The sequence below is a fragment of the Paenibacillus radicibacter genome (assembly GCF_024721995.1).
GTDB classification, from domain to species: domain Bacteria; phylum Bacillota; class Bacilli; order Paenibacillales; family NBRC-103111; genus Paenibacillus_AM; species Paenibacillus_AM radicibacter.
On record NZ_JANQBC010000016.1, the window covers coordinates 12340 to 34538 of the forward strand.

Below are 22199 nucleotides of genomic sequence, written 5' to 3' on the forward strand. Positions count from 1 at the left end.
TTTGCGGGGATTTCTTATAACTCCTTATTTACGTACTTCGTATAATTATATCATATATGGGAATTTACGTATTTCGTAAATCCCCATAATTACCCTATATTTGCGCCCTTCCCATTGCACTTCCACCTCACAACTCCATCTGATCCAGGGGACTCTTAATATTCCTTATATCTTTCACACTCACATGTGTATATCTTTCGGTCGTTCGAACACTTGCGTGTCCTAGTAATTCTTGAATAAACCGAATATCTATACCTCCCTCCAATAGATGCGTAGCGAAAGAATGACGCAGAACATGGATACTCACTTTCTTTTGGACTCCTGATGCAACTCTTGCTTGCTCGAATATTTTCTGAACGGAGCGTTCTGTAATGTGGCTATTCGGATGTTGACCAGGAAACATCCATTTATCTAGCTTTTCCTTCTGCATATATTCCCTTATCATCGCCATCGCAGAATCTGATAGGAATGTGATTCGATCTTTACGTCCTTTTCCTTGGCGGACACGCAATGTCTTACGTTCATAATCAAAGTCATCTAACTTTAATCGAACAACCTCACCTACTCGTAGTCCTGAGGAATAAGTGATGTACAAGATAGCACGATGTTTCAAATTATGTAGAGCTTTCAATATACACATGACCTCCTTCAAAGATAGAACATGTGGCAGCTTACTTTCCTTCTTCGGTCGAATATAAGATGCTTTTGTCACCATACAGAGTACATGCTCGACATAAAATTTTATTGCACTAATTGCTTGATTTACATAAGAATGCGAACGATTAAGTTCAAGCAATTGAAGTGCATATTCAGTAATGTTCTTCTCCAGGCTAAAACTTTTGTTCGCTTTAACAAAAATGTGAAACCTTTCAACCTGACTACAATATGCCTTAATCGTCTTTACACTGTAACCACGAAGTTTTAGCTCATTAGTCAATTTTTTCTTTGCGTTCTCATCCCAGGACAATTCATGATCATCTTCTTCGATAGAATCGTGATTATCTGAAGTTTGTTTTTGAAAAATGTAGCCTTCATCTATAAGATCAGGCGATACATGAATTTTGGCATCAGTAAATGATTGTACAAATTCTTCTGCCGCTTCCAACGTATAAGGAATAACCCATTTCCGTTCTGCTTGAATCCATTTTCTCCCCTTGATCCCTCTAATTCGGTTAATTATCTCTTCGTTATACTCAAATTGAATATAAAGATACTTGTCATCCTTCTTCATAACATGAATAATCACAATAATCCCTCCACCTGGTAATCAATCTACATCATTGACAACAAAAAAAGAGCCCACACAAGTCTTTATCGACTTGTAAGTGCTCCCGATGCTTTCGGTACAATCTCTTATAATTTTATCATAGATTACTACTCACTATATCTCCAAAACTATTCATCAGGTTCAATTAATCCCAAATCAAATGCAATGATATTTTCACTAACCGGTTTTATTTCAAAAATAACATAACAAGAGGATGGCATCTCTACCATCCTCTTCCCCTCTATCCTTAATCTATCTACTCCACCATTCCGCCTTCAAGCCCCAACTCTTCCAAATCCAGCGCTGGTATCTCTAGTGTAACAGTTGTTCCCTCGCCCCACTTGCTTGCAATGTGCAGCTTACCGCCATGCAGGCGGGTAAGTTCCTTACTGATCGACAGGCCTAAGCCGCTGCCCGCGTGAAGGGTTCCTGCCTTGTAGAACTTATCTGTTACATAGCGCAACTTCTCAGGAGGAATGCCAATACCCGTATCTTTCACTTGAACAGTTACAAGCTTATCTACCTGCTCCGTTATAATCGTAATCGTTCCACCTGCAGGGGTGAATTTAATCGCATTATCAAGTAAGTTAACGAACACCTGCTTCAAGCGATTCATGTCCCCCTCAATCAACAGCATTCCTTCTTGCATCTGCAGCTGAAGGTTTATCTGTTTCTGTGTACAAGTGGGAATGAATTGACTGCCAATATCGGTTACGATCTGGTTCATGTTTAAATCGTTGTAATGCAGTGTCATGGTGTCGCCATGCAGCTTGGAGAAATCAAGCAAGTTCTCAACAAGGCCAATTAGCCGATCCGTCTCTTTAGAAATGACATTGAGTCCTTCACTGATCTCTTCTTTATCGTCCATTCCACCTGACACGAGTGTCTCATTCCAGCCTTTAATCGAAGTCAGCGGTGTCCTTAATTCATGAGAAATTGAAGAAATAAACTCACTCTTAATCTGATCATTTTTCTGGATTTCGGAGCTCATATAGTTGAGTGTCTCTGCCAAATGACCAATCTCGTCATCCTGCCTCTTAATCGCTTTCACTTCAAAATTACCATCAGCAAGTGTCTTCGCTACTTGGGTTAGCTCCTGAATCGGGCGCACAATCTGATTCGCCATAATAATTGATCCACCAATGGCAAGTAGTATGATCGCAATACCAACACCAATCGTAATGTATACGATCAATCGGACAGTCTCATCGATAAGTTCCATGGATGTCGTATAGCGTACGACACCAATTACGGTGTTTTCTTTTTTCAGAGGCTTAGATAATGCCAGAATACGCTCACCCGTACTTTTATTGATTCCGATCCATTGCCCCGTATCGCCTTTAAGTGCGGACTTCACATCAGGGGTCGTAAGCTTCTCCTTCGATTGAAATCCATACGAATCAATAATTAACCCACCATATGGATCTAATATCTCCGTTCGCGTCTCATCGTTAACTGGTGAATTATCTAGAATATATCTAGCTTTCTCTAGTAACGAGGAGCTTTCCAAATATTTATTGTAGAATGCTACCGAGATGTCTGCCTTCTGATTCAGCGCATGGGAAGCACTGCCATAATAATATTGCCAAGTCATACCTGTGAACATGCCGCCCATTAAGACCACAACTACGAAAATAATAATGACAAATTTCCAGACAACCCTACCCTTAATACTGTTCAAGTACTATTCCTTCTTCCACAAGTAACCAAATCCCCATACCGTTTCAATATACTGCGGTTGTGAAGGCTGATCTTCAATTTTTTGCCGGATCCGTCGTATGTTAACATCCACGATCTTGAGGTCGCCCATGTAATGTCTACCCCATACCTCGTTGAGAATATCGTCCCGGGAAATACTTTTGTTCGGTGAATCCATGAATAGCTTCATGATCGAAAATTCAGTAGGAGTAAGTTCAATAAGTACATTATTCTTATAAAATTTACGTGTATCCATCGAGATGCAGAATGGTCCTGATCGCTGTTCATCGTGATCCGTCTCTTGAGATGTACTTACTGAACCCATTCTTCGTAGTAGTGCTTGAACCCTTGCTACAAGTTCTACTGGTGAAAAAGGTTTGGTTACATAATCGTCTGCTCCACTTTCAAATCCTTCAACTTTATCATGATCCTGTCCTTTGGCCGTCAGCATAATAATCCCGATATGCGGATATAATTTGCGTAGTTCGCGACATACATCAAAGCCAGAACAAGAAGTTGGAAGCATCACATCAAGTAGAGCGATACGAATATCTGTCTCTCTTTTGACAATATCAAGCGCTTCTTCACCTGTCTCTGCTTCAATGACTTGGAATCCGCCACGTTTTAAGTTAATACGTACAAAACTGCGAATCGATGATTCATCTTCTAACACCAGTACTTTTGTTTCAGTTGTTTCCACTCCATTACCCTCCCACTTGCCTCTTACTCGACATTCAATATCTTAATATTCTCGTCCAAATAGGTCGTATTCGTTCTTAAATTACTATATCGATTACGGTCCGTTACCTTTAAATTTTCAGGCATTGGATATACAGCAGCAAAGATCGTTTTGCCGTAATTTTGTCCAATTAATGTGTATTCGGTCATCGCATCTTTTAACTTCTTCTCCGTATCAGGCCAGTCCAAATTATCTACATATCGGATTGCAGCAAGTGGAATCAAACGTTTCTTATCCTCCGCTATGTAGTTGAAGATCGACTCCCCGCTCGTTTCACTTTCATTGCGCTGAATGGTCATATACGAATTCCAAGTTTGTGGATAATCAAAGCGATAGCCAGCTGTGTAGTTGTTATAGTTTTTGTGAACCGGTATTAGCCCATTCTTACCATCCCACTGCAGCCAATTCGTGATCCAAGGCATTTCGGCTAAGCTCACATTCTCTTGTTGTGGCGGCTCTTCAAGCACAGCAATCTCGATGAGATTATCCCCATTCATATCTTCTGAATAGACCGATTGCGCTTTATAGGTCAGTTCATAATCGAAATCTCCCTTTCGAAGCACATCGAACAGCTTTCCATTCTCCATCGTTAACAGCAATGTATAAGCGGAATGTGCGCCAACACCAATCTCTGCAAAAACTCCCTTTTGCTTCGGTGTTGCTAGTCCCGTAGTCACATTCATAAATCCATTGATGCCACCATCAAGCATGATAGAATCAATGCGAATGAGTCGCTCTTTTTCCAAATGATAGACGGAAGCGCTCGTTTCCATTTTGACATGATCGTGGTTAAAAAGAATTAGGTCTTGCTTGCCATCTTCATCCAGATCATCAATCGCAAGATCCGAGTAGCTCATCTGCCCGACTTGCTTTAACTTTTCATTGTCATAGTGATAAATATTAAGCTGTTTCAGGCCATAGTCCCCGCCATTCCAGCCTACGAGTAGTTCTTTTCTCCCGTCACCGGATAAATCACTGAATTGAATATAGTCAATAGATGCACCGACATCGGTGTACTGCTCAGTCTTGATCCACTTGTTTCCTTCTTTTTTCAAGATTAAGATGCCAACTTCAAGCTGTGTTTTCTCAATTTTGTAAAATGCTACTGCTTCATCAATGCCGTCCCCATCCATATCGATCTCCTGAATAGAAGATTCCACGGTCTTGTGCCGCGAAGGAATTAACAGCCTTGCTCCTGATGGCATGTAGTACGAAACCGCTTCACGAATTTGATTCAGATCAGTCGTCATTTTCGGCGCACGAAGCAGCTCCGTAGGGAATGTCTGAAAGCTGCATCCGCTAAGAAGTAAGGATAACGCTATAAGGATGAAGCCAATTGATATTCTAGGCATTCGATAAATGGCCTCCTTCTAGGGTAGTTTCTAACGCTCATAGAATTGTATTCATTGTAGAAAACACGCCTAGTAAAAGCGTAACAATACAGTAACAAAAAGAGGCCAGCAAAGCAATTTAACGAATCACACTCTCAATTGATAAAAAAAGTGCCGTGCAACAATCGCTGCACGGCATAAGAGGGTGGACACTATGAGGTTCATGAGTCAAACATGAGTAAAGCTCCAAAATACTTGCTTAGAATTTGCCGTAGAATGCGTTGCGATACACATCTGCAAGTTCACTTACTAGCGGCATCTTCGGATTGGCAGTCGTACATTGATCTTCGAACGCACGGTCTGCCAAGTAATCCACTTTGGATTCAAAGTCTTTGGCATCAAAGCCTAGGGCTTGGAAGCTTTCAGGTAAGTTCAAACGCTTGTTCAGATCACGAATCGCTTGGATCAAGGAGTTAACCCCTTCTTCTGTTGTGCTAGCTGGAAGTCCAAGAATTCTTGCGATCTCTGCATAACGCTTATCCGCTACGAAGTGGCTGTATTTCGGGAATGAAGCGAACTTCGTCGGTTTCTTCGCATTGTAGCGAATGACGTGAGGCATTAGAATCGCGTTCGTACGACCGTGAGCTGTGTGGTACTGACCGCCCCATTTGTGTGCAAGGGAGTGGTTAATGCCTAGGAATGCGTTAGCGAATGCCATTCCTGCAAGTGTGGATGCATTATGCATTTTCTCACGAGCATGTGGGCAAGCCGTCTTATAAGATTCTTCAAGGTGCTCGAATACCAGTTGAATCGCTTTGATCGCAAGACCATCTGTATAGTCACTTGCCATCACAGACACATAAGCTTCAATTGCGTGAGTCAGTACGTCCATACCTGTATCAGCTACCGATGTTTTCGGTAAGGAGTATACGAACTCAGGGTCGATAATGGCTACGTCTGGTGTTAGCTCATAATCCGCTAATGGATATTTCGTATTTGCTCCCTCACTCTTATCAGTAATAACCGCGAAGGATGTTACTTCGGAACCTGTACCGGAAGTTGTCGGGATGGCAACGAACTTCGTTTTCTTGCCAAGCGCTGGATATTTGAAGACACGCTTACGAATGTCTAGGAATTTCTTTTTCAAATCGCTGAAGTTTGCATCTGGGTGCTCATAGAAGAGCCACATTGCTTTCGCAGCATCCATTGGTGAACCGCCGCCTAGTGCAATAATGCAGTCTGGCTTGAACTCGTTCATGAGCGCAGTTCCTCTTTCCACTGTATCTACAGACGGATCTGCTTCAACCGCGGAGAACACTTCGATCGCTACTGGAACTTGGCGTTGGCGTAACCAGTGCTCAACTTTAGCTACATAACCAAGCTTCACCATCACTTCGTCCGTTACGATCATTACTCGGGAAATATCCTGCATTTTCGCAAGGTATTGCGTTGAACCTTTTTCAAAGTAAACTTTAGAAGGAAGCTTGAACCACTGCATGTTAGTTGTACGATGTGCTACACGTTTCACGTTAATAAGATTCACCGCCGTTACGTTAGAAGATGTGGAGTTCTTACCGTAAGATCCGCAACCAAGTGTTAGAGATGGCAAGTTCGTATTGTAAAGGTCACCAATCGCACCATGTGTGGACGGGGAGTTTACAAGGATACGGCCAGTCTGCAATCGTTCACCGAACGCTGTAATGACAGCTTGGTCTTTGGAGTGAATCACGGAGGAGTGACCCATACCGCCGAATTGTACTACCTGTGCTGCACGCTCAATACCTTCTTCAGCTGTATTCACTTTATAACAAGCAAGGATCGGGGACAACTTCTCAGCTGATAGCGGGAAGTCATATCCTACACCATCAATTTCTGCAATCAGAATTTTCGTATCTTGTGGTACATCAATACCTGCAAGAGCAGCAATCTTAGCTGCCGGTTGGCCGACGATGTCAGGGTTAACGGCACATTTTTCAGGATTAATCGCAAGTTTAGTCAATTTCTCTGTTTCTGCTTTATTTGTGAAATAGCAACCTTTTTCAATCAGAAGTTTCTTCACTTGATCATAGACAGGTTTTTCAATGATTACGGCTTGCTCAGAAGCGCAAATCATACCGTTATCGAAAGTCTTCGAAAGAATTAAATCCGTTGTAGCTTGCTGAAGATCTGCCGTCTTTTCAATAAAGCAAGGTACGTTACCAGGACCTACACCAAGTGCTGGCTTACCCGTGGAGTAAGCGGCTTTCACCATGCCTGAACCACCTGTTGCAAGGACAAGTGCTACACCTGTATTATTCATCAGTGCATTCGTTGCATCAATGGAAGGTGTTTCGATCCATTGGATACAGTTCTCAGGAGCGCCATGCTTAATAGCTGCATCTCTTAGAATCCGAGCTGCTTCCGCCGAACATTTCTGTGCAGATGGGTGGAATGCGAAGATGATCGGGTTACGCGTCTTGATTGCGATTAGCGCTTTGAACATCGTCGTTGAAGTTGGGTTCGTTACGGGTGTAACCCCTGCAACCACACCGACTGGCTCCGCGATCTTCTGGAAGTTGCCGTATTCATTATCTTCAATTACGCCTACTGTCTTGTCGTTCTTAATGCTATGATAAATATATTCTGTTGCGAACATGTTCTTAATAATCTTATCTTCGTACACGCCTCTGCCTGTTTCTAAGTGCGCCATCTTCGCTAGCGGCATATGTTGCTCAACACCCGCAAGCGCCATTTCATGAACGATCGTGTCAATCTGTTCTTGATTCATTGTCATAAATTGATCGAGTGCAACTTGAGCTTTCTTCACCAATTCATTCACTTGGTCTTGCGCAGTAACCGGCTTTTTGATCTCTTTTTCTGTTTTAGCCATTTTGTTTCCCTCCAATGTTATCTCTCTATTTAATGAGTTATGGGTGATTAAAAATGTTAAACACGTTGTTACGGTGTTGCTCGAAAATCTGATCAAATGAAGCATGTGCGTGAGGCAGTTCTTGATGCTCTAAACCTTTAAATTTCTTAGGTTTTTGATGTTTGTGTGTGCCTCATGTCTGTATTATAATCCACTGCCATTTCGGCGTATGTGAAATTTATCACAAAATATGTGAAAACAATCACAAAGTTTTGGGAGGTGTATTTATTGATTGGTTTGTAAGGGTAAAATTAAGATTTTGTAAGGACTTAGAGTGGGTGTTGGGCTGGTGGTGGCCGGGGACAACGAAAAAACTGCTGTCAGATCGTTAACGTATCCCCCTTCTTTGCAAAAGAGTTTAGAGAATGCGTGATCCAACAGCAGTCCTTATGAAGTTTACAACTACGTGTTCCTTGCTAGCTCTTACTGCATTTCACAGACACTCTTACTCAACGTTTTTGAGCGCCTCATCCAGATCCACAAGAATCTGACCTTCAAAGTAATATAGATACTTACGCTCCAGTGGCTTGCGATAAATATGCTCAATTGCTCGTGCATACAAGTCCATCTGCACTTGATATTGCTTCGCTAAATCTTCTAGCGTCTTACCATGTGTGCGGTCTGTCTTATAATCGAGCAACACAAGCCCCTCTTCATCTTCAAACAAACAGTCGATGACCCCTTGAATGAGTACGGTTTCCTGCGCTGTGATTGGATCAGCTTCCCCATACACCTCTCCTGCACGAAGTCCATAAGAGAACGGAACCTCACGGCGGATGATCGATGCCTTCAATAACCTCTTACCCACTTCGGTCTGGAAAAAGGATACAATCATCGCGGCATCCACCGCTTCGCACTGTACGCTCGTCAACATCTCACGCTCTACCATTCGTGCTAACGTGTGCTCCACGAGCTGTTCATCTGGCACTTCCCCTTCTAAAGGCAAGTTCTGCATGACTGCATGGTACACGGTTCCCCGCTCTGCTGATGTCATCTTCCTCTCTTCCAAGAATCGAGGACGACGCAATAAGGAGGAAGGTTTCCATTCCAATCGTGCATCAGGCATTTCGCCAGCAAGCGCTAATCGCTTCTCTTCCCCAACACGCTTCATTTCCGAAACAGTTGTCTTTCCGAAGTACGTCTGTGCAAATGGATGAGCATACTGCCACTCCAAGCGTTGTCTAACCTCGTGACTCGTATTAAGCTCGACTAAGTCTAGGCTAACTTCACTCGTAACTAAAGCCTGTTCTTCAACCACGTCCGCACGCGCCTCATCAGCTTCTGCGAAGGTCTGATGAACATCTACTGGTCTGCCCTCTTTAACCGCAGTTAAGAAAGGGTCACCCACAGTCGGATCAACTACTTCATTACTCACTTCAAAAAGAGCATGCAGCGCTTTGATCTCAAACGTCCACTTGGAACGGTCATTCGCCACGTCACCAGTCAGCCTATCGAATCCATATTCTGCAGCTTCTCGCCACATGCTTGCATCTTGATGTCTCATTAGAGCAGGTCCGAGCCAATCCAAGTAACTCTTCGCCTTCGCTAAATCATTATCAGGCAAGTTCCATGGCTTATGTTCGACGAGTCTAGACCAATCTTTCATTTGTTTCACTGCGTCTTTCACGGTTCCAACAAGATAGAGCTTCTCTCGCGCACGCGTTAAGGCGACATACAAGACTCGCATTTCTTCCGCTAATGTCTCAAGCTTCATCGCACGGCGAATCGCTAGAAGCGGCAAGGTCGGATAAGCAACTCGAAGTTCCGTATCCAAGAACCTCGGACCAAACCCTAACTCCTTGTGCACTAAAAATGCTTCATTCAAATCGCGCTGATTGAACATCTTCGCGATACCTGCTACGAACACGATAGGGAATTCAAGTCCTTTACTCTTGTGAATCGATATGATGCGTACGACATTCTCGCCTTCACCGAGCGCTCTTGCTGTACCTAGATCACCACCTGAATCCTGCATTCGCTTAATAAAGCGCAAGAATCGGAACAATCCTCGAAGTGACGTACTTTCGTACTGCTTCGCACGATCATACAGCGCGCGTAAGTTCGCCTGACGCTGACCACCATGCGGCATCCCGCCGACAAAGTCGTAGAAGCCTGTTTCACGGTAAATGTTCCAGATCAGCTCTGCAAGTGATCCGCGTCTTGCCGCGGTACGCCATTCGTTCAACTTGGCAAGGATATGCACAAGTTTCGCTTGAAGAGCGGAAGCTGTAGCTTCATCATCCATATCTTCAATTACAGCTGCAGCACGTAGGGTGTCGTAGAAGCTAATCTTCTTACCACCATTAATTCGAATGAGCGCCAGCTCGTCCGCTGTAAGCCCGACAAGCGGTGAACGAAGTACAGCTGCAAGCGGTACGTCTTGATACGGGTTATCGATTATTTTCAAAAGAGAAATCATGACTTCTACTTCAGTTGCTGAGAAATAACCTGAACTTAAATCCGCATATGCCGGAATACCCTGCGTTTGCAATTCTTCCATAAATGTCGGAGCCCAAGAGGAAGTCGCACGCATCAAGATCACAATATCGCGATACGTCGCTTCACGCATGCCTTTACTCTGCTTGTCATACACCATGAACGGCTTGCCACTCTCAGGGTTCAACAGTTCATGAATTTGACGCGCAATCGTTCTCGCCTCTGCTTCTGCGGTCGCTAGTTCTTGCGCTTCTGCAAACGGACTTTCACTCTCCGCCCCATCACCCGATTGGGATTCAGCTGAATCCGCTGCTTCCTCCGTGTCTAGCGCCTCATCTCCACCTGAACCATCACTACTGCGATCGATTAACGTCACATGCACAGCAAAATCTTGATCTGCATTCGGATACGTGGCACCATGAATCAATTCGGCATCCACATCATACGAGATTTCACCTACACGCTCATTCATTAATTGACGAAACACAAAATTGACCGCATCTACCACTTCCAACCGAGAACGGAAATTACGCGCCAGATCAATCTTCACGCCATCTTCGCTCGCACCTGTTGAGAAAGCTTTATATTTATCCAAGAAAAGTCCTGGTTCGGCTAGACGGAATTTATAAATACTCTGTTTCACATCACCCACCATAAATCGGTTACCTGGAGATGTATTCGAGATCAGATCTAAGATCGCTTCCTGTACACGGTTCGTATCCTGATACTCATCAATAAGTACCTCAACGAACTGCGCCCGATACTCAAGTGCTGCTTGCGATGGTACTGTATGTGTCGGAGAGGAAGATGGATCCCGTAAAATTTGCAACGTATAATGCTCCAAATCTCCGAAATCCAGTAATCCCTTATCCGCTTTAGCCGCTTGATACCGCTGACCGAAATCTACAACAAGCGCAGACAACGTCCTCAGCATCGGTGCAAGTAATCGAACTTCTTCGGCATACTCATCTTCTGATCGGGAAAATAGTTCGGTACGCAGCTTGTCGAGCGCTGTCTTCGCTTTCTTTCGCAAATCGGAGGCTTGTTCTTTAAGCTCCGTATCGATTGAGTCACCACGACAAGGCTTGAGCCTCCGTGAAGGAATTTGCGAGAGCAGCTCTTGTACTTTAAGCCAAGACTGACTGGAATAAGCAATGAGTTCTCGAACCTCACTCAATTCCTCCCGGAACGTTTCCGCATAAGGCTCAGGGCCGCTTGGTATCTCCGCAATTCGAAGTGCTTGAGCAAATAACTCTGCCGCTCCTTCAAGCTCCAGTCTAACGATAGGGAGCAGGCTCTCCTGCCACAATCGAAGAGCAGCCTTGTCACAAGACAAACGATCATCAATTGCAGCTTCCGTTGATCCTGTGGATTCTGTTACCCATCTATCTTCCTCTGCATCTGAACTCATGCTCGCTAATTCAGCCACTTCATCATTCAGACCACCATCTGATCTAATACCGTCTTGCTGCCCACCAAACATCGCAGCCGTCTCCGTGAGCCAATGTTCTGGCCATGGCTGACTTCGTGAAATCTCATACAGCTTCTCGATCAGCTCAATTAATGGACCATCCCCGCGCTCACCGCCGAATCCATCAACGAGTTGCCAGAATGGCGCATCGTCAGCGCTTTGCTCATAATACTGCTCCAGCATGTCTTCCATCACATCCTGGCGAAGCAGGTCACCTTCGGTCTCATTCGCAATTCGAAACCCTGGGTCTAACCCAATCAAGCTGTAATAACGCTGAATCACCTCTAGGCAAAAAGAATGCAGTGTCGTTACCGACGCACGACCCATCAGCGCTAACTGCTTACGAAGATGTTCGGATTGCGGATTATCTTCCAGCTTACGCTCCAGTGCTTCACGAATTCGTTCTTTCATCTCAGCTGCCGCTGCTTTCGTAAAAGTTGCAACTAATAGCCGATCCACATCCACAGGGGCGTCTTCCGATGAAATACGTCCAATGATTCGTTCTACAAGTACCGCTGTCTTCCCTGATCCTGCTGCCGCAGCGACGAGCAGATCACTGCCACGTCGTGCAATAGCTTCCCATTGTTCATCCGTCCATGTACTACCTTCAGGCTTAACTGGAGCCGTCTGCATGATGATCTTATTCGCATCTAATGTCATACTCCGCTTCCCCCTTCAGCCTGTCTTCCTGTACCTACTTCTTGATTCATCACACACCGGTCAATCTCTGACCAGAGTTCATCCCCACTCATTTTCCTTCTTACTTGATACTGGCTACCTGCAAAATGCGGTTCGAACTGGCAGACTGAGCGATATGAACAGCGCATACACGCTGCTTTATTTCCCATCCGGTATGGAGATATATCGACCGCTCCATCGGTAATATCTGTCCCAATTTGCTTAATCTGACCTCGTACATACGAACGAATCTGCTTCCACTGCTTGTCTGTAGCAACAGATGAGTTTTTATAGAAACCGCCGTCCTTCGTGATTGCAACAGGCAATAGTTGTGAATGTCCTGTACCTGTCTTGAGTGCACTGTCCATCATCCCGATAATTTCCGTATCTGCCGCAAGCAAGCCCTTCATTTTATAGCGCTTGCGCGTCTCCTCTTCGGCCTTATCTGCTCCAATGCGATTGGCATGGAGTAGCAGTGGATTGTGCACGTGGAAATACAGAACACCCGCAGGCTTCGCTTCAATACCGAGCCATTTCTCCGCATGAGTAATGACAACATCCAAGTAAGTGAGCATTTGTAGCGACAACCCGTGGAACACTTCTGCCATATCAAGCGCAGTCGCAGAGGATTTATAGTCAATCACGCGCAATAGCACGCCGCCTTCGGTATCTGCCTGATCTACGCGGTCGATTCGACCGATAATCTCCATCGTACAACCGTTCTCCAGCGTAAATTCAAGCGCTGGCAATGTTGATCCCGGTCCAAAATCCAGCTCTGTCGCGAGAGGTTTGAACTCGCCGCGCTTTGCATGTTCAGCAAGTACAACCGATGAACGTCCCACAACATCCTGAAGCTTACGCGTAATGTGACGGAAGCGATGTGAACTTAATAGAATATCCCCTGGCAGCTTCGGTGCCAGCTCTTCAACAACCTGAGCAGAACGCTTATAACAATCCTCAGGCGATAGATCGCCCCAATCCAGTCCATCTCGCTGTAACCCTTGAGCGAATTCACTCAATGCCGCATGATACAGTTGTCCAATATCTGGTGCTTCAAGCGCATAGACCTTACGTTCACGCAATCGCAAACCATGTGAAGCAAAATGAGAGAACGGACAGCCAGCAAATCGCTCCATTCGAGACACACTCGCCTTCAGATGAGAGCCGTACAACTCACGACTTGTTGAAGCAGGCAGACGGTCCACATGATTGTCGAACATTAGGGCTTGTACCATACGTTCCAGTTTCCCGTTCCACGCCTCATTACCCAATAACCAGTTGTACACATCCCACCACGTCTTCGCGATATCTTCGCCTTGCATTCTGCGCTTTAACTGCACACCAAGGAATGAGAAGGCTTGCTGCGGATGTGCCAAGTAACTAAACAATTCCTTCTCACTCATAAATGGAGTCGGTTCAAGTGCTAGCTGCTTCACCTTCACCTGCGGGAATAAATAACGAATTCGCTTCATAATTTCTGATGGCAATAAACCCTTACCCTCTTCATCTGCAAGCGGGTAACTCATCCACAAGTACGAACTTGCTGAAGTTATCGCGTTATAGATCAAGAATTGTTCATCAAGCAACTTCCGCTTCGCACTATCTGCCATGCTAATATCTGCTTGTTGCAGCATCTCACGTTCATTTTCTGTCAGCAAACCGTCTTCGCTAAGTCTCGCAGGTAATACACCTTCATTCACACCAAGAATAAACGCATGCGTAACCGATCCCGATCTCGTCCGATCTACAGTACCTACTAGCACTTCATCTAAGGATGGTGGTACCAGTCCCATAGAAATACTCTCTAGACCCGTCTCCACCAAATCCGCAAACAGTTCATTAGATACTTCTTCTTCACCCAGCATGTCCACGAGCTGATCGAATACATCCATAACTCGATCCCATAATTGAGTATGCTCACGCGCCTCTTCAAGCTGACCCGCTTCACTGCATGTCAGACTCCAGCGCTCAAGACGTTCAGGGACATTGGCAAATGCGAGCAGCTCAAACAAAGCTTCCACTTTACCTTGAACTTTCGAGCGATCTTTCAGTCTACGGGCAAAATGATGCAGCGGAACCGACACCCAGCGGCGTGTCTCGTTAATCTCAGCAAGTGCCTTCTCCTCGGCTTCCCGCAATTCTTCCTCAGGACCTTCTAGCGATCTGCGCTCTCGATACGTCCAAGCCTTTTCTTCCGACCACCGACTGCCCTTAATACCGAATGCAAGGACATAATTCTCCAAGCGATCCATTTGCCTGCGAAGCCTACTCTCACTGTACATATGTCCCCATGGGAGCAGGAAGTCGGTCTTCACACAGCGGAATACAGCATCATAATGCCATTGATGATTCACCACTTCTAAGGCAGATCGAATAAACTCGACGAGCGGATGGTGCAGAACAGACCTTTTCTGATCAAGGAAGTGAGGAATATTGAAATCCGACATCACAGCGGATAACAGTTCGCCATATTCGTTCATATTGCGTACCATAACCGCCATATCACGCCAGCGAACCTCTTCTTCACGCGTAAGGCGCACCATCTCACGGCATACACCCTCGACTTCTGCACGGCGTGACGCAGCTTCAGCAATAACGATCGATTCATTCACACGACCATTGCCATGCACTTTCTCCGCATCCTTCTTATCAAATCGAACCCGTCCTGTATTCCGATCATAATATTGTTCTAAAAATCCGAGCATCGGATTGTTCGTAAACCTTGTCGGTAACTTTCGATCTGCAAGCTCTACCATATGTGGTGCCGGCAAGCCATAATTCACTAAGCTGCGCTGCAGTTGACGCATCGTACGAGCTGTCGGATGGAACAGAGCCAGATCATCCAAATCGTCATAATCGTAATAAGGGCGATCCAGACAGAATGTCATTGACACTTCGGGGCAACGAATCATGAGGCGCTCAATAACCGCCATCTCTTGCGGCGTGAATCCATGGAATCCATCAATCCAGATTTTCGCGTTAGAGAGCCACTCCGATTGAATAATTTGTTCTGCTAGAAGCGTCAGCACATCTTCACCGTCCAAGTACTGCGCCTTCAACTCTTCTTCAAACTCCCGATATACCATCATCAAATCTTGCATCTTCGGTTCAAGCGACTGCGAATGCTCCCAGTGGTAACGACCCTTATCCATCCGCTCTTCCAGATGCTGTGGCTGCATTCCATAACGCTTCCACTCCGTAAACAGCTCATCCATCCGATCAATGACACCCTGCTGATCCTGCGTTCCTGCATAGAACTTCAATTGACCCTGGCGGCGCTGCATAATACGTCTGAGTAGCAACTTCTTCCCTATCTCATCAATAGGAGTCCGTGCCGTTCCGCCCTCTGCTTGCATGATTCGCCAAGCTAGACGATGGAAGCTAAGCACCTGTGCACGAATCGTACCGCTCACACCTTCTTTGGACACGAGTTCCCGCTCTGCTTCGAACGTAAATTGCTGAGGAACGAGTAGGATTAACGGTGCTCCTTCCGGCTCTCGAATCAGATGTTCACGTATTTCATCAATACAATAGCGCGTCTTCCCGCTTCCCGCCCGACCAATTACGAACTTTACTGCCATAACAGCTTTCACTCCTTCCGATCTTCTACTTTCGCATACCTACTATTTTAACATAGGAAGCTAACAAACTCTTTTTCATTAAAATGCCAGTTCGATATGTTCATTCTTCGTTCATAACTTCGACCTTGTCACTTCATATTTATTTTTGGTAGAATAAGATGGTTATTCTATTGATCACGAATACATCAGGAGATGAACAACATGATTAATTTCTCTAACCTAGATAATTCCGCGATTACGAGTCTACTCGATCAGATCGATACCAAGGACTCAGATAAAGCGGCAGCGAAACAGGAATCGGAATTGTTACCTAAAGTGAAAAAGACTTCTTCCAAGAAAACCAAAACACCTACAATTGATGAACTCCTATATGGTTATAAAAAGAACAATCGCTTAGACGAACTAGGTCCTCTTTTTTAAAACAAATGCATCACAACGAGTAAAAGCAATCCACTGTTCCTCACAAGAACTTGGGATTGCCTTTATTTGTTTTACAGAGTCATACAGCCACTACTAATCTTCCCACACATCATCCATCAGCTTCTGGATCGATTGCCTGCGCTCTTCCGTCAGCTTTGGATTCGTCACCCATACCTTATCAACCAGCTCGACCGCATCGCCTTCCTTCACACCGCAAGCCACTTGATCACGAGGTACATCTTGATTCACACCGTCAATCTCAATGATCACATATTCGCCTTCGAATCGATCCACAATCCCTTGCATAGCTACACTACCTCTCTAGGGTCCATTTGATCTCCTTACCATCTGTAATCGCACCAACTTGGCCATTCAGGTCGTTACGATACACGGGAATCCCCTGTTTATCTAATCGATTTAACACAACCTCAGTCGGGTGCTTATACGAATTACCTGCCCCAACTTGAATGACCGCGTACTTCGGCTTTACCTTTTTCAAGAATGAAGCTGATGTCGAGGAGCTTGACCCATGATGACCTACTGTCAGCACAGTCGCAGATAGATCCGCCTTGGACTCTAGCATATCCTTCTCACTTACCCGCTCAGCATCGCCTGTGAACAAGAAACTCGACTGCCCATATGTCACCTTCACAACGGCACTTGTGTCATTCAAATCTTCATAAGTCGCCTGGACAGGAGCCAGCATCTCTACCTTCACCTTTTCGTCCCAATCCAGCGTAATTCCTGCTTTGGCTGTTGTGACTTTAAGACCCTTATTCTTGATCGACTTCAGCACATTCTCATACGTCTTTGTCGTATTACCTGCCCGCGGCATGTAGATCTTACCGATATCTATCTGATCAATAATGCTACTCGCCGTCCCGATATGATCCGCATGTGCGTGTGACAACACAAGAATATCAATCTTCTTGATGTCGTAATCCTTCATATACTTCAGCATAAGCTGCTCTTTATCAATATCCCCTGTGTCAATTAGCATCGTCTTACCTGCAGGTGAGATTAAGAGCTGAGAACTGCCCTGACCCACATCCAGATAAAATACACCTAACTTACCGGCAGCATCTGCCTTAAGCTGCTTCGCACTAAGACCTGTTTCCGACTTCGTGGTCGCCGTATCCCCAACCTGAATCGAACATCCAACTAGGCTTATCGCAAGCACGACCATCATTACAAACCCTAACCATTTTCTCATGAACATCACCATTCTCCCCTATGTCTTCACCTATGTATGTATTGGAATGTACGTCCCCAAGAACGTTTGTTCTGATTATATCATATAGAGAGCCCATTGAAAGTAATTTTCAGAGGCAACTATATACCGCTTTTCGTAATGCTAGTTCTCTTGGTTCATTTCCCATGCCAAAACCATGTTTGTTCATCGCATAAGCATAACCTAATTTTTCATCGGGATCGGCAAAACAGAAGGTTCCTCCTGCACCAGGGTGACCATACGAGCTTTCACTCCGCCCAAATTCCATATCCGAAAAAGGTTTCCAAAATCCCAACGAATAAGCTAAATTTATCCCATTCACATGATCATAATACCCTGATACTGGAGGGCTCGCACCGTTCCTTAATCCATTTAATGCTTCTTCACTTAATCCGAGGTTTGGTGCACCACTAGCAAAAGCACCATAAATTTTAGCCATAGCTCTTACTTGCCCCACCCCATTTCCCGAAGGGAATTCGATCGATAACATAGGTCGATGATTAAAATTATCATTGGCTACGAATTTTTTCGGATCGACTAAGCTTCTGGCTACTAACGACTTTTTATTAAGAAAACCAAGCAGCATCTTGATAGGCAGCTTTGTCATTCCCTTAAGCAACTGAATGGGATGATTGATTCCTTCGATCTTTGTTATTCTTTCTTCTGCTATATGATTAGGAAGTCCGATATAAAACTCTGCCTCTAGTGGTTCTGCAATTTCTTCTTGAAAAAATTGTTTAAGAGTCCGATGCTTGGGATCTGTCCTTCTAATTAGTTCTCCAATTAAAGCTCCAAGTGTCCAAGCATGATAACCATGCATTTTTCCAACCTCCCAAGCGGGTTTGCTTGCAGCAAGGGCAACGGCTAACCGAGAAGTGTCTAAGTCTTCTAACCGATCAATGTTCAATTCATCCAAAGGAGACAATCCAGCTTGATGCGCGAGCAGTTCTCTAACGGTTATTTGGTCTTTGCCATGCTGTGCAAACTCCGGCCAATAGCTACACACCTTCTCATCATAGTTCAAGTACCCTCTAGCGCTCGCTAAACTTAATGACAGTGCAGCAAAGCCTTTTGTTGCTGAAAACACTTGAACCAATGTATCCTTCTCCCATTCTGCACAGGTCAGTCGATTTCGATATCCCCCCCACAAATCAACAATAGGTTCATTGTTCTTGTAAATAGCAAATGCCGCTCCAACTTCCCCTCTTTCCATAAAATTTCTTTTAAATTCTTCCTTTACCCCTTCAAATCCCGGTGCAACAAATCCATAAATAGGCACATCTTTATTTGAATGCATATCGTTTCTCCTTTTCCATTTACAAAAGCCTTATTTTTCTGTAAAATAACCTTATCAGACATTTGACTAAATGTCTACAAATAGTCGAATAAGGATTGGCGGGGATATACGATGGCAAGAATTACACCAGAACAAAGAAAACAAATTCATGAAAAACTACTCGTTAAGGGTAAAGACCTGTTTACTCAATATGGGTTTTTCAAAACTAGTATTGACGACATCATACAAGCATGTGGAATTGCAAAAGGTACTTTCTATTCCTATTATTCTTCAAAAGAAGAGTTGTTTTACTCAGTGCTGCGAAAAGAAGAAGAAGTTAAAAATCTAGTTATTTCACGAATAATGTGTGAATCACTACCACCCAAAGAGCTCCTAATTCGTTTTTTTGAAACCTCTTTTAAAACCATAGAAGAAAACCCATTTTTGCTAAGCCTTTATCAACGAGGTGAATATGAGCGCATCGTACAAAGACTTCCCAAGGAGCTTTTAGATCAGCATGCTAAAGAAGATTTAGATGGTTCATTAGAATTTGTAAAATTTCTACAAGAACAAGGGGTTACAGAAAATGACCCTGAAGTATTGATCGGCCTTTTTCGATCCACACTCCTGCTTCCATTACATCGACAAGAAATTGGAGAACCCGCTTTTTCAAAAATGTTAAAGAAAATGATCGAATGCTTATCCGAGGGTCTAACTAAGTAACGTCAAATAAATAAGAAGCCTCAAAAACCTACGTTTCTGAGACTTCTTTATTGGTTAACGCGGCTTTGCCACAATCCCATTATGCACCTTAATGAACCCGTGACGCAGGATGTCGAAACCATTCTCGTACACATAAAGCCCCATCTGACGAACATCCATTAGCTCGCGGTACGTGTGGTTCATCACATCTTCCATAATCTTATAGAACAATCTCGATCTCATCTGATTGCGCGGTGTCGTCATCACTACATATCCACCTGGCTTCAAGAACTTACGATGCCACTCCATCACTTCTGCCTTATATTCATCTGGAAAATGTTCCAGCAGTCCCACACTCAGCACAATATCAAACTCTGGACCAAACGACAGATTGCGAATGTCTTCGACCACATAGTGAATGTTCATCTGATCCTTGTACCATACCTTCGTACTGCCTGTTGCGGGATTCGCCCCTAGGAATGGATAAGAACTTGGAAAATCAGCAAATCGATTCGTCTTGCAATATTCATCATAATCGACTAATACGACTTCACCGCCTGGATACATCGCATGAAGCTGCATCGCCTCGTACCCTTCGGCTGCCCCTAAGAATAGAATACGCGGCTTTTGCACATCCAACCCTTCGAACAGCGCCCGCTTGCCACGAGGGTCCCAGACACCATCTTGAATACGGTGTGCGTAATTCCATAAGCTAAGCGAGATTACATTATTAAGTGCTGTCTTCACTTCTTTCATTTCAAAACGTCCCATATGACGCATGAATGACTTTCTCGCACCTAGGAGCTCACTTGGGACATCCTTCTCAAACCACTCATGAAACGAACGATTGAACATCTCCCACGAAGTTCGAACCGGCATCTCCTTACTGTTCTCCCGCTCCCAACGTAGCCGATCCTCCGACATATTCTTCACTTCATACGGCTTACCGATCTGCTTCCAACTCACCTGTGACCAATCATTCACCTGATTCGCCTTGAAGAATCGATCGAGCCGCACATTGTTTGCATTGCGTAAATCCACCCGATACGAGGGTAACAGCTCCGAATGCTCCAAATCTTGTTCGGAATACGGATGTCGACCAGTCAGTACTTCCATTGCCATCAGAGAATCCCTCCCATTTTCCATGCCTACTGCAATATATTCAAAAAGAAAGCGTTCTTTTCCTGCTGAAAAAAGTTTCGTTCAAAAGAAAAACTGCACCTGAGCGTGTTTAAAAAGTTAGAACACTACGATAAAAATTTTTCTCACATTTTTTAATTTTTTTCTTTCTTTTTAAATAAAAAGTGAAACGTGTTTCGAAAGCGTAACGTATTATTCTTGAATCAAAATTTCACAACTCACCAAACCGAATATTACTCCAAAGGGGAGTAGCTGTAACAATAAAGTCGTCATTTCGAGAACGATATTCTCCGGCTTTATTGGCAACATCACTATGTTGTGGCGAGACCTTTGTCTGATTATGAATCAGGCAAGGGTCTTTTTTGTTGAGTGGTATGTATCACCTGTAATATTCATCGCTATAGGGGGAATGAACATGGATTTTGCATTATTGTTGGAGTATGGATGGGTACTATTAGTTCTTATTGCGCTGGAGGGATTACTAGCAGCGGATAACGCTCTAGTCTTAGCGATTATGGTGAAGCATCTTCCAGACGAGCAAAGAAAAAAGGCATTATTCTATGGTTTGGTAGGAGCGTTCGTATTCCGATTTGCATCCTTGTTTACAATTTCATTCCTCGTAGGGGTATGGCAAGTACAAGCGATAGGTGCCCTGTATCTGTTGTTCATCGCACTTAACCATATATTTAGAAAAGTTATGATTAAGAAGCAAGATAAGGATGCAAATAAAATTTCAAAGAAAGAAACGAAGAAGAGCGGTTTCTGGATGACTGTATTTAAAGTTGAAGTTGCAGATATTGCGTTTGCAGTTGACTCTATACTAGCAGCAGTTGCACTTGCTGTGGCACTTCCCACGACGAATTTGCCGAAGATTGGTGGCATGGACGGCGGACACTTTATCGTTATATTCCTAGGTGGTTTCGTTGGACTTATCATCATGCGTTTCGCTGCAACGTTATTTGTTAAAATGCTTGAGAGCAGACCCAATCTTGAAATTGCTGCATTTGCAATTGTGGGTTGGGTAGGTGTTAAGTTAGCGGTTTATACGCTATCTCACCCAACATTGAACGTGATCTCGCACGACTTTGCAGAATCTAAGCTTTGGAAAGTTATATTCTACTCCGTCCTTATTCTAATTGCTGTAGTTGGATGGTTCCTGTCTGGAAGGAAAGACAAGAACACCATAAAAGCGGTGTAACCATAATAGAGGACATGAGAAGGCTGTTCTGAAGTAGTTCTAAACTACTCCCGAATAGCCTTCTATATTTTTGATAGATTACTACGAATTTTCAAGTGAAAAACTTTGATCGAACTTGCCTTG

The 22199-nt window shown here is 44.2% G+C and carries 14 protein-coding genes; 3 read left to right on the forward strand and 11 right to left on the reverse strand.

The features are described 5' to 3' along the window. Positions 1-127: 127 nt before the first annotated feature. From NV379_RS23835 to addB, 7 genes are all read right to left on the reverse strand, one after another. A complete protein-coding gene (locus tag NV379_RS23835) occupies positions 128-1246 on the reverse strand; it encodes a tyrosine-type recombinase/integrase (RefSeq protein WP_258209849.1) in 1119 nt (372 codons plus the stop codon). A gap of 277 nt (positions 1247-1523) precedes the next feature. Next, positions 1524-2948 (reverse strand): sensor histidine kinase, encoded by a 1425-nt coding sequence (locus NV379_RS23840; protein WP_258209850.1) that lies wholly within the window; start codon positions 2946-2948, stop codon positions 1524-1526. A 3-nt stretch (positions 2949-2951) separates the two neighbouring features. Then, positions 2952-3665, reverse strand: a complete 714-nt coding sequence (locus NV379_RS23845; protein WP_258209851.1) for a response regulator transcription factor — start codon at positions 3663-3665, stop codon at positions 2952-2954. A gap of 23 nt (positions 3666-3688) precedes the next feature. Further along, a complete protein-coding gene (locus NV379_RS23850) occupies positions 3689-5056 on the reverse strand; it encodes a hypothetical protein (RefSeq protein ID WP_258209852.1) in 1368 nt (455 codons plus the stop codon). A 238-nt stretch (positions 5057-5294) separates the two neighbouring features. Continuing rightward, positions 5295-7904, reverse strand: a complete 2610-nt coding sequence (gene adhE, locus NV379_RS23855; RefSeq protein WP_258209853.1) for a bifunctional acetaldehyde-CoA/alcohol dehydrogenase — start codon at positions 7902-7904, stop codon at positions 5295-5297. 484 nt (positions 7905-8388) lie between these two features. Continuing rightward, positions 8389-12510, reverse strand: a complete 4122-nt coding sequence (gene addA / locus NV379_RS23860; RefSeq protein ID WP_258209854.1) for a helicase-exonuclease AddAB subunit AddA — start codon at positions 12508-12510, stop codon at positions 8389-8391. After that, on the reverse strand, positions 12507-16109 hold the full coding sequence (gene addB / locus NV379_RS23865; RefSeq protein WP_258209855.1) for a helicase-exonuclease AddAB subunit AddB: 3603 nt from the start codon (positions 16107-16109) through the stop codon (positions 12507-12509). Before addB ends, addA begins: the two co-directional genes overlap by 4 nt. 201 nt (positions 16110-16310) lie before the next feature. Here addB and NV379_RS23870 point away from each other — a divergent pair, with 201 nt between their 5' ends. Then, positions 16311-16529, forward strand: a complete 219-nt coding sequence (locus tag NV379_RS23870) for a hypothetical protein (RefSeq protein ID WP_258209856.1) — start codon at positions 16311-16313, stop codon at positions 16527-16529. A gap of 93 nt (positions 16530-16622) precedes the next feature. On the opposite strand, the gene NV379_RS23875 is transcribed toward NV379_RS23870, so the two are convergent. The 3 genes from NV379_RS23875 to NV379_RS23885 form a co-directional block, all read right to left on the reverse strand. Then, positions 16623-16835 carry a DUF3006 domain-containing protein gene (locus NV379_RS23875; protein ID WP_258209857.1) on the reverse strand — a complete coding sequence of 71 codons (213 nt, stop codon included), beginning with the start codon at positions 16833-16835 and terminating at the stop codon, positions 16623-16625. A 7-nt stretch (positions 16836-16842) separates the two neighbouring features. Then, on the reverse strand, positions 16843-17742 hold the full coding sequence (locus tag NV379_RS23880; RefSeq protein ID WP_258209858.1) for a ComEC/Rec2 family competence protein: 900 nt from the start codon (positions 17740-17742) through the stop codon (positions 16843-16845). A gap of 109 nt (positions 17743-17851) precedes the next feature. Beyond that, complete coding sequence (locus NV379_RS23885; RefSeq protein WP_258209859.1) at positions 17852-19057, reverse strand: serine hydrolase domain-containing protein; 1206 nt, start codon at positions 19055-19057, stop codon at positions 17852-17854. 111 nt (positions 19058-19168) lie between these two features. Between NV379_RS23885 and NV379_RS23890 the strand changes: the two genes are divergently transcribed. Beyond that, a complete protein-coding gene (locus NV379_RS23890) occupies positions 19169-19759 on the forward strand; it encodes a TetR/AcrR family transcriptional regulator (protein WP_258209860.1) in 591 nt (196 codons plus the stop codon). A 54-nt stretch (positions 19760-19813) separates the two neighbouring features. On the opposite strand, the gene NV379_RS23895 is transcribed toward NV379_RS23890, so the two are convergent. After that, the gene (locus NV379_RS23895; protein WP_258209861.1) at positions 19814-20860 is read right to left on the reverse strand and encodes a class I SAM-dependent methyltransferase; all 1047 of its coding nucleotides are present in this window, start codon (positions 20858-20860) and stop codon (positions 19814-19816) included. Positions 20861-21293: 433 nt separating this feature from the next. On the opposite strand from NV379_RS23895, the gene NV379_RS23900 reads away from it, so the two are divergent. Beyond that, positions 21294-22076 carry a TerC family protein gene (locus NV379_RS23900; protein WP_258209862.1) on the forward strand — a complete coding sequence of 261 codons (783 nt, stop codon included), beginning with the start codon at positions 21294-21296 and terminating at the stop codon, positions 22074-22076. Positions 22077-22199 lie beyond the last annotated feature (123 nt).

Excerpts from the sequence above, each read along its gene's own strand:
- NV379_RS23850 (WP_258209852.1), bottom strand. The coding sequence starts at position 5,056 with ATGCCTAGAATATCAATTGGCTTCATCCTTATAGCGTTATCCTTACTT.
- adhE (WP_258209853.1), bottom strand. The coding sequence starts at position 7,904 with ATGGCTAAAACAGAAAAAGAGATCAAAAAGCCGGTTACTGCGCAAGAC.
- addA (WP_258209854.1), bottom strand. The coding sequence starts at position 12,510 with ATGACATTAGATGCGAATAAGATCATCATGCAGACGGCTCCAGTTAAG.
- addB (WP_258209855.1), bottom strand. The coding sequence starts at position 16,109 with ATGGCAGTAAAGTTCGTAATTGGTCGGGCGGGAAGCGGGAAGACGCGC.
- NV379_RS23870 (WP_258209856.1), top strand. The coding sequence starts at position 16,311 with ATGATTAATTTCTCTAACCTAGATAATTCCGCGATTACGAGTCTACTC.
- NV379_RS23875 (WP_258209857.1), bottom strand. The coding sequence starts at position 16,835 with ATGCAAGGGATTGTGGATCGATTCGAAGGCGAATATGTGATCATTGAG.
- NV379_RS23880 (WP_258209858.1), bottom strand. The coding sequence starts at position 17,742 with ATGAGAAAATGGTTAGGGTTTGTAATGATGGTCGTGCTTGCGATAAGC.
- NV379_RS23885 (WP_258209859.1), bottom strand. The coding sequence starts at position 19,057 with ATGCATTCAAATAAAGATGTGCCTATTTATGGATTTGTTGCACCGGGA.
- NV379_RS23890 (WP_258209860.1), top strand. The coding sequence starts at position 19,169 with ATGGCAAGAATTACACCAGAACAAAGAAAACAAATTCATGAAAAACTA.
- NV379_RS23895 (WP_258209861.1), bottom strand. The coding sequence starts at position 20,860 with ATGGCAATGGAAGTACTGACTGGTCGACATCCGTATTCCGAACAAGAT.
- NV379_RS23900 (WP_258209862.1), top strand. The coding sequence starts at position 21,294 with ATGGATTTTGCATTATTGTTGGAGTATGGATGGGTACTATTAGTTCTT.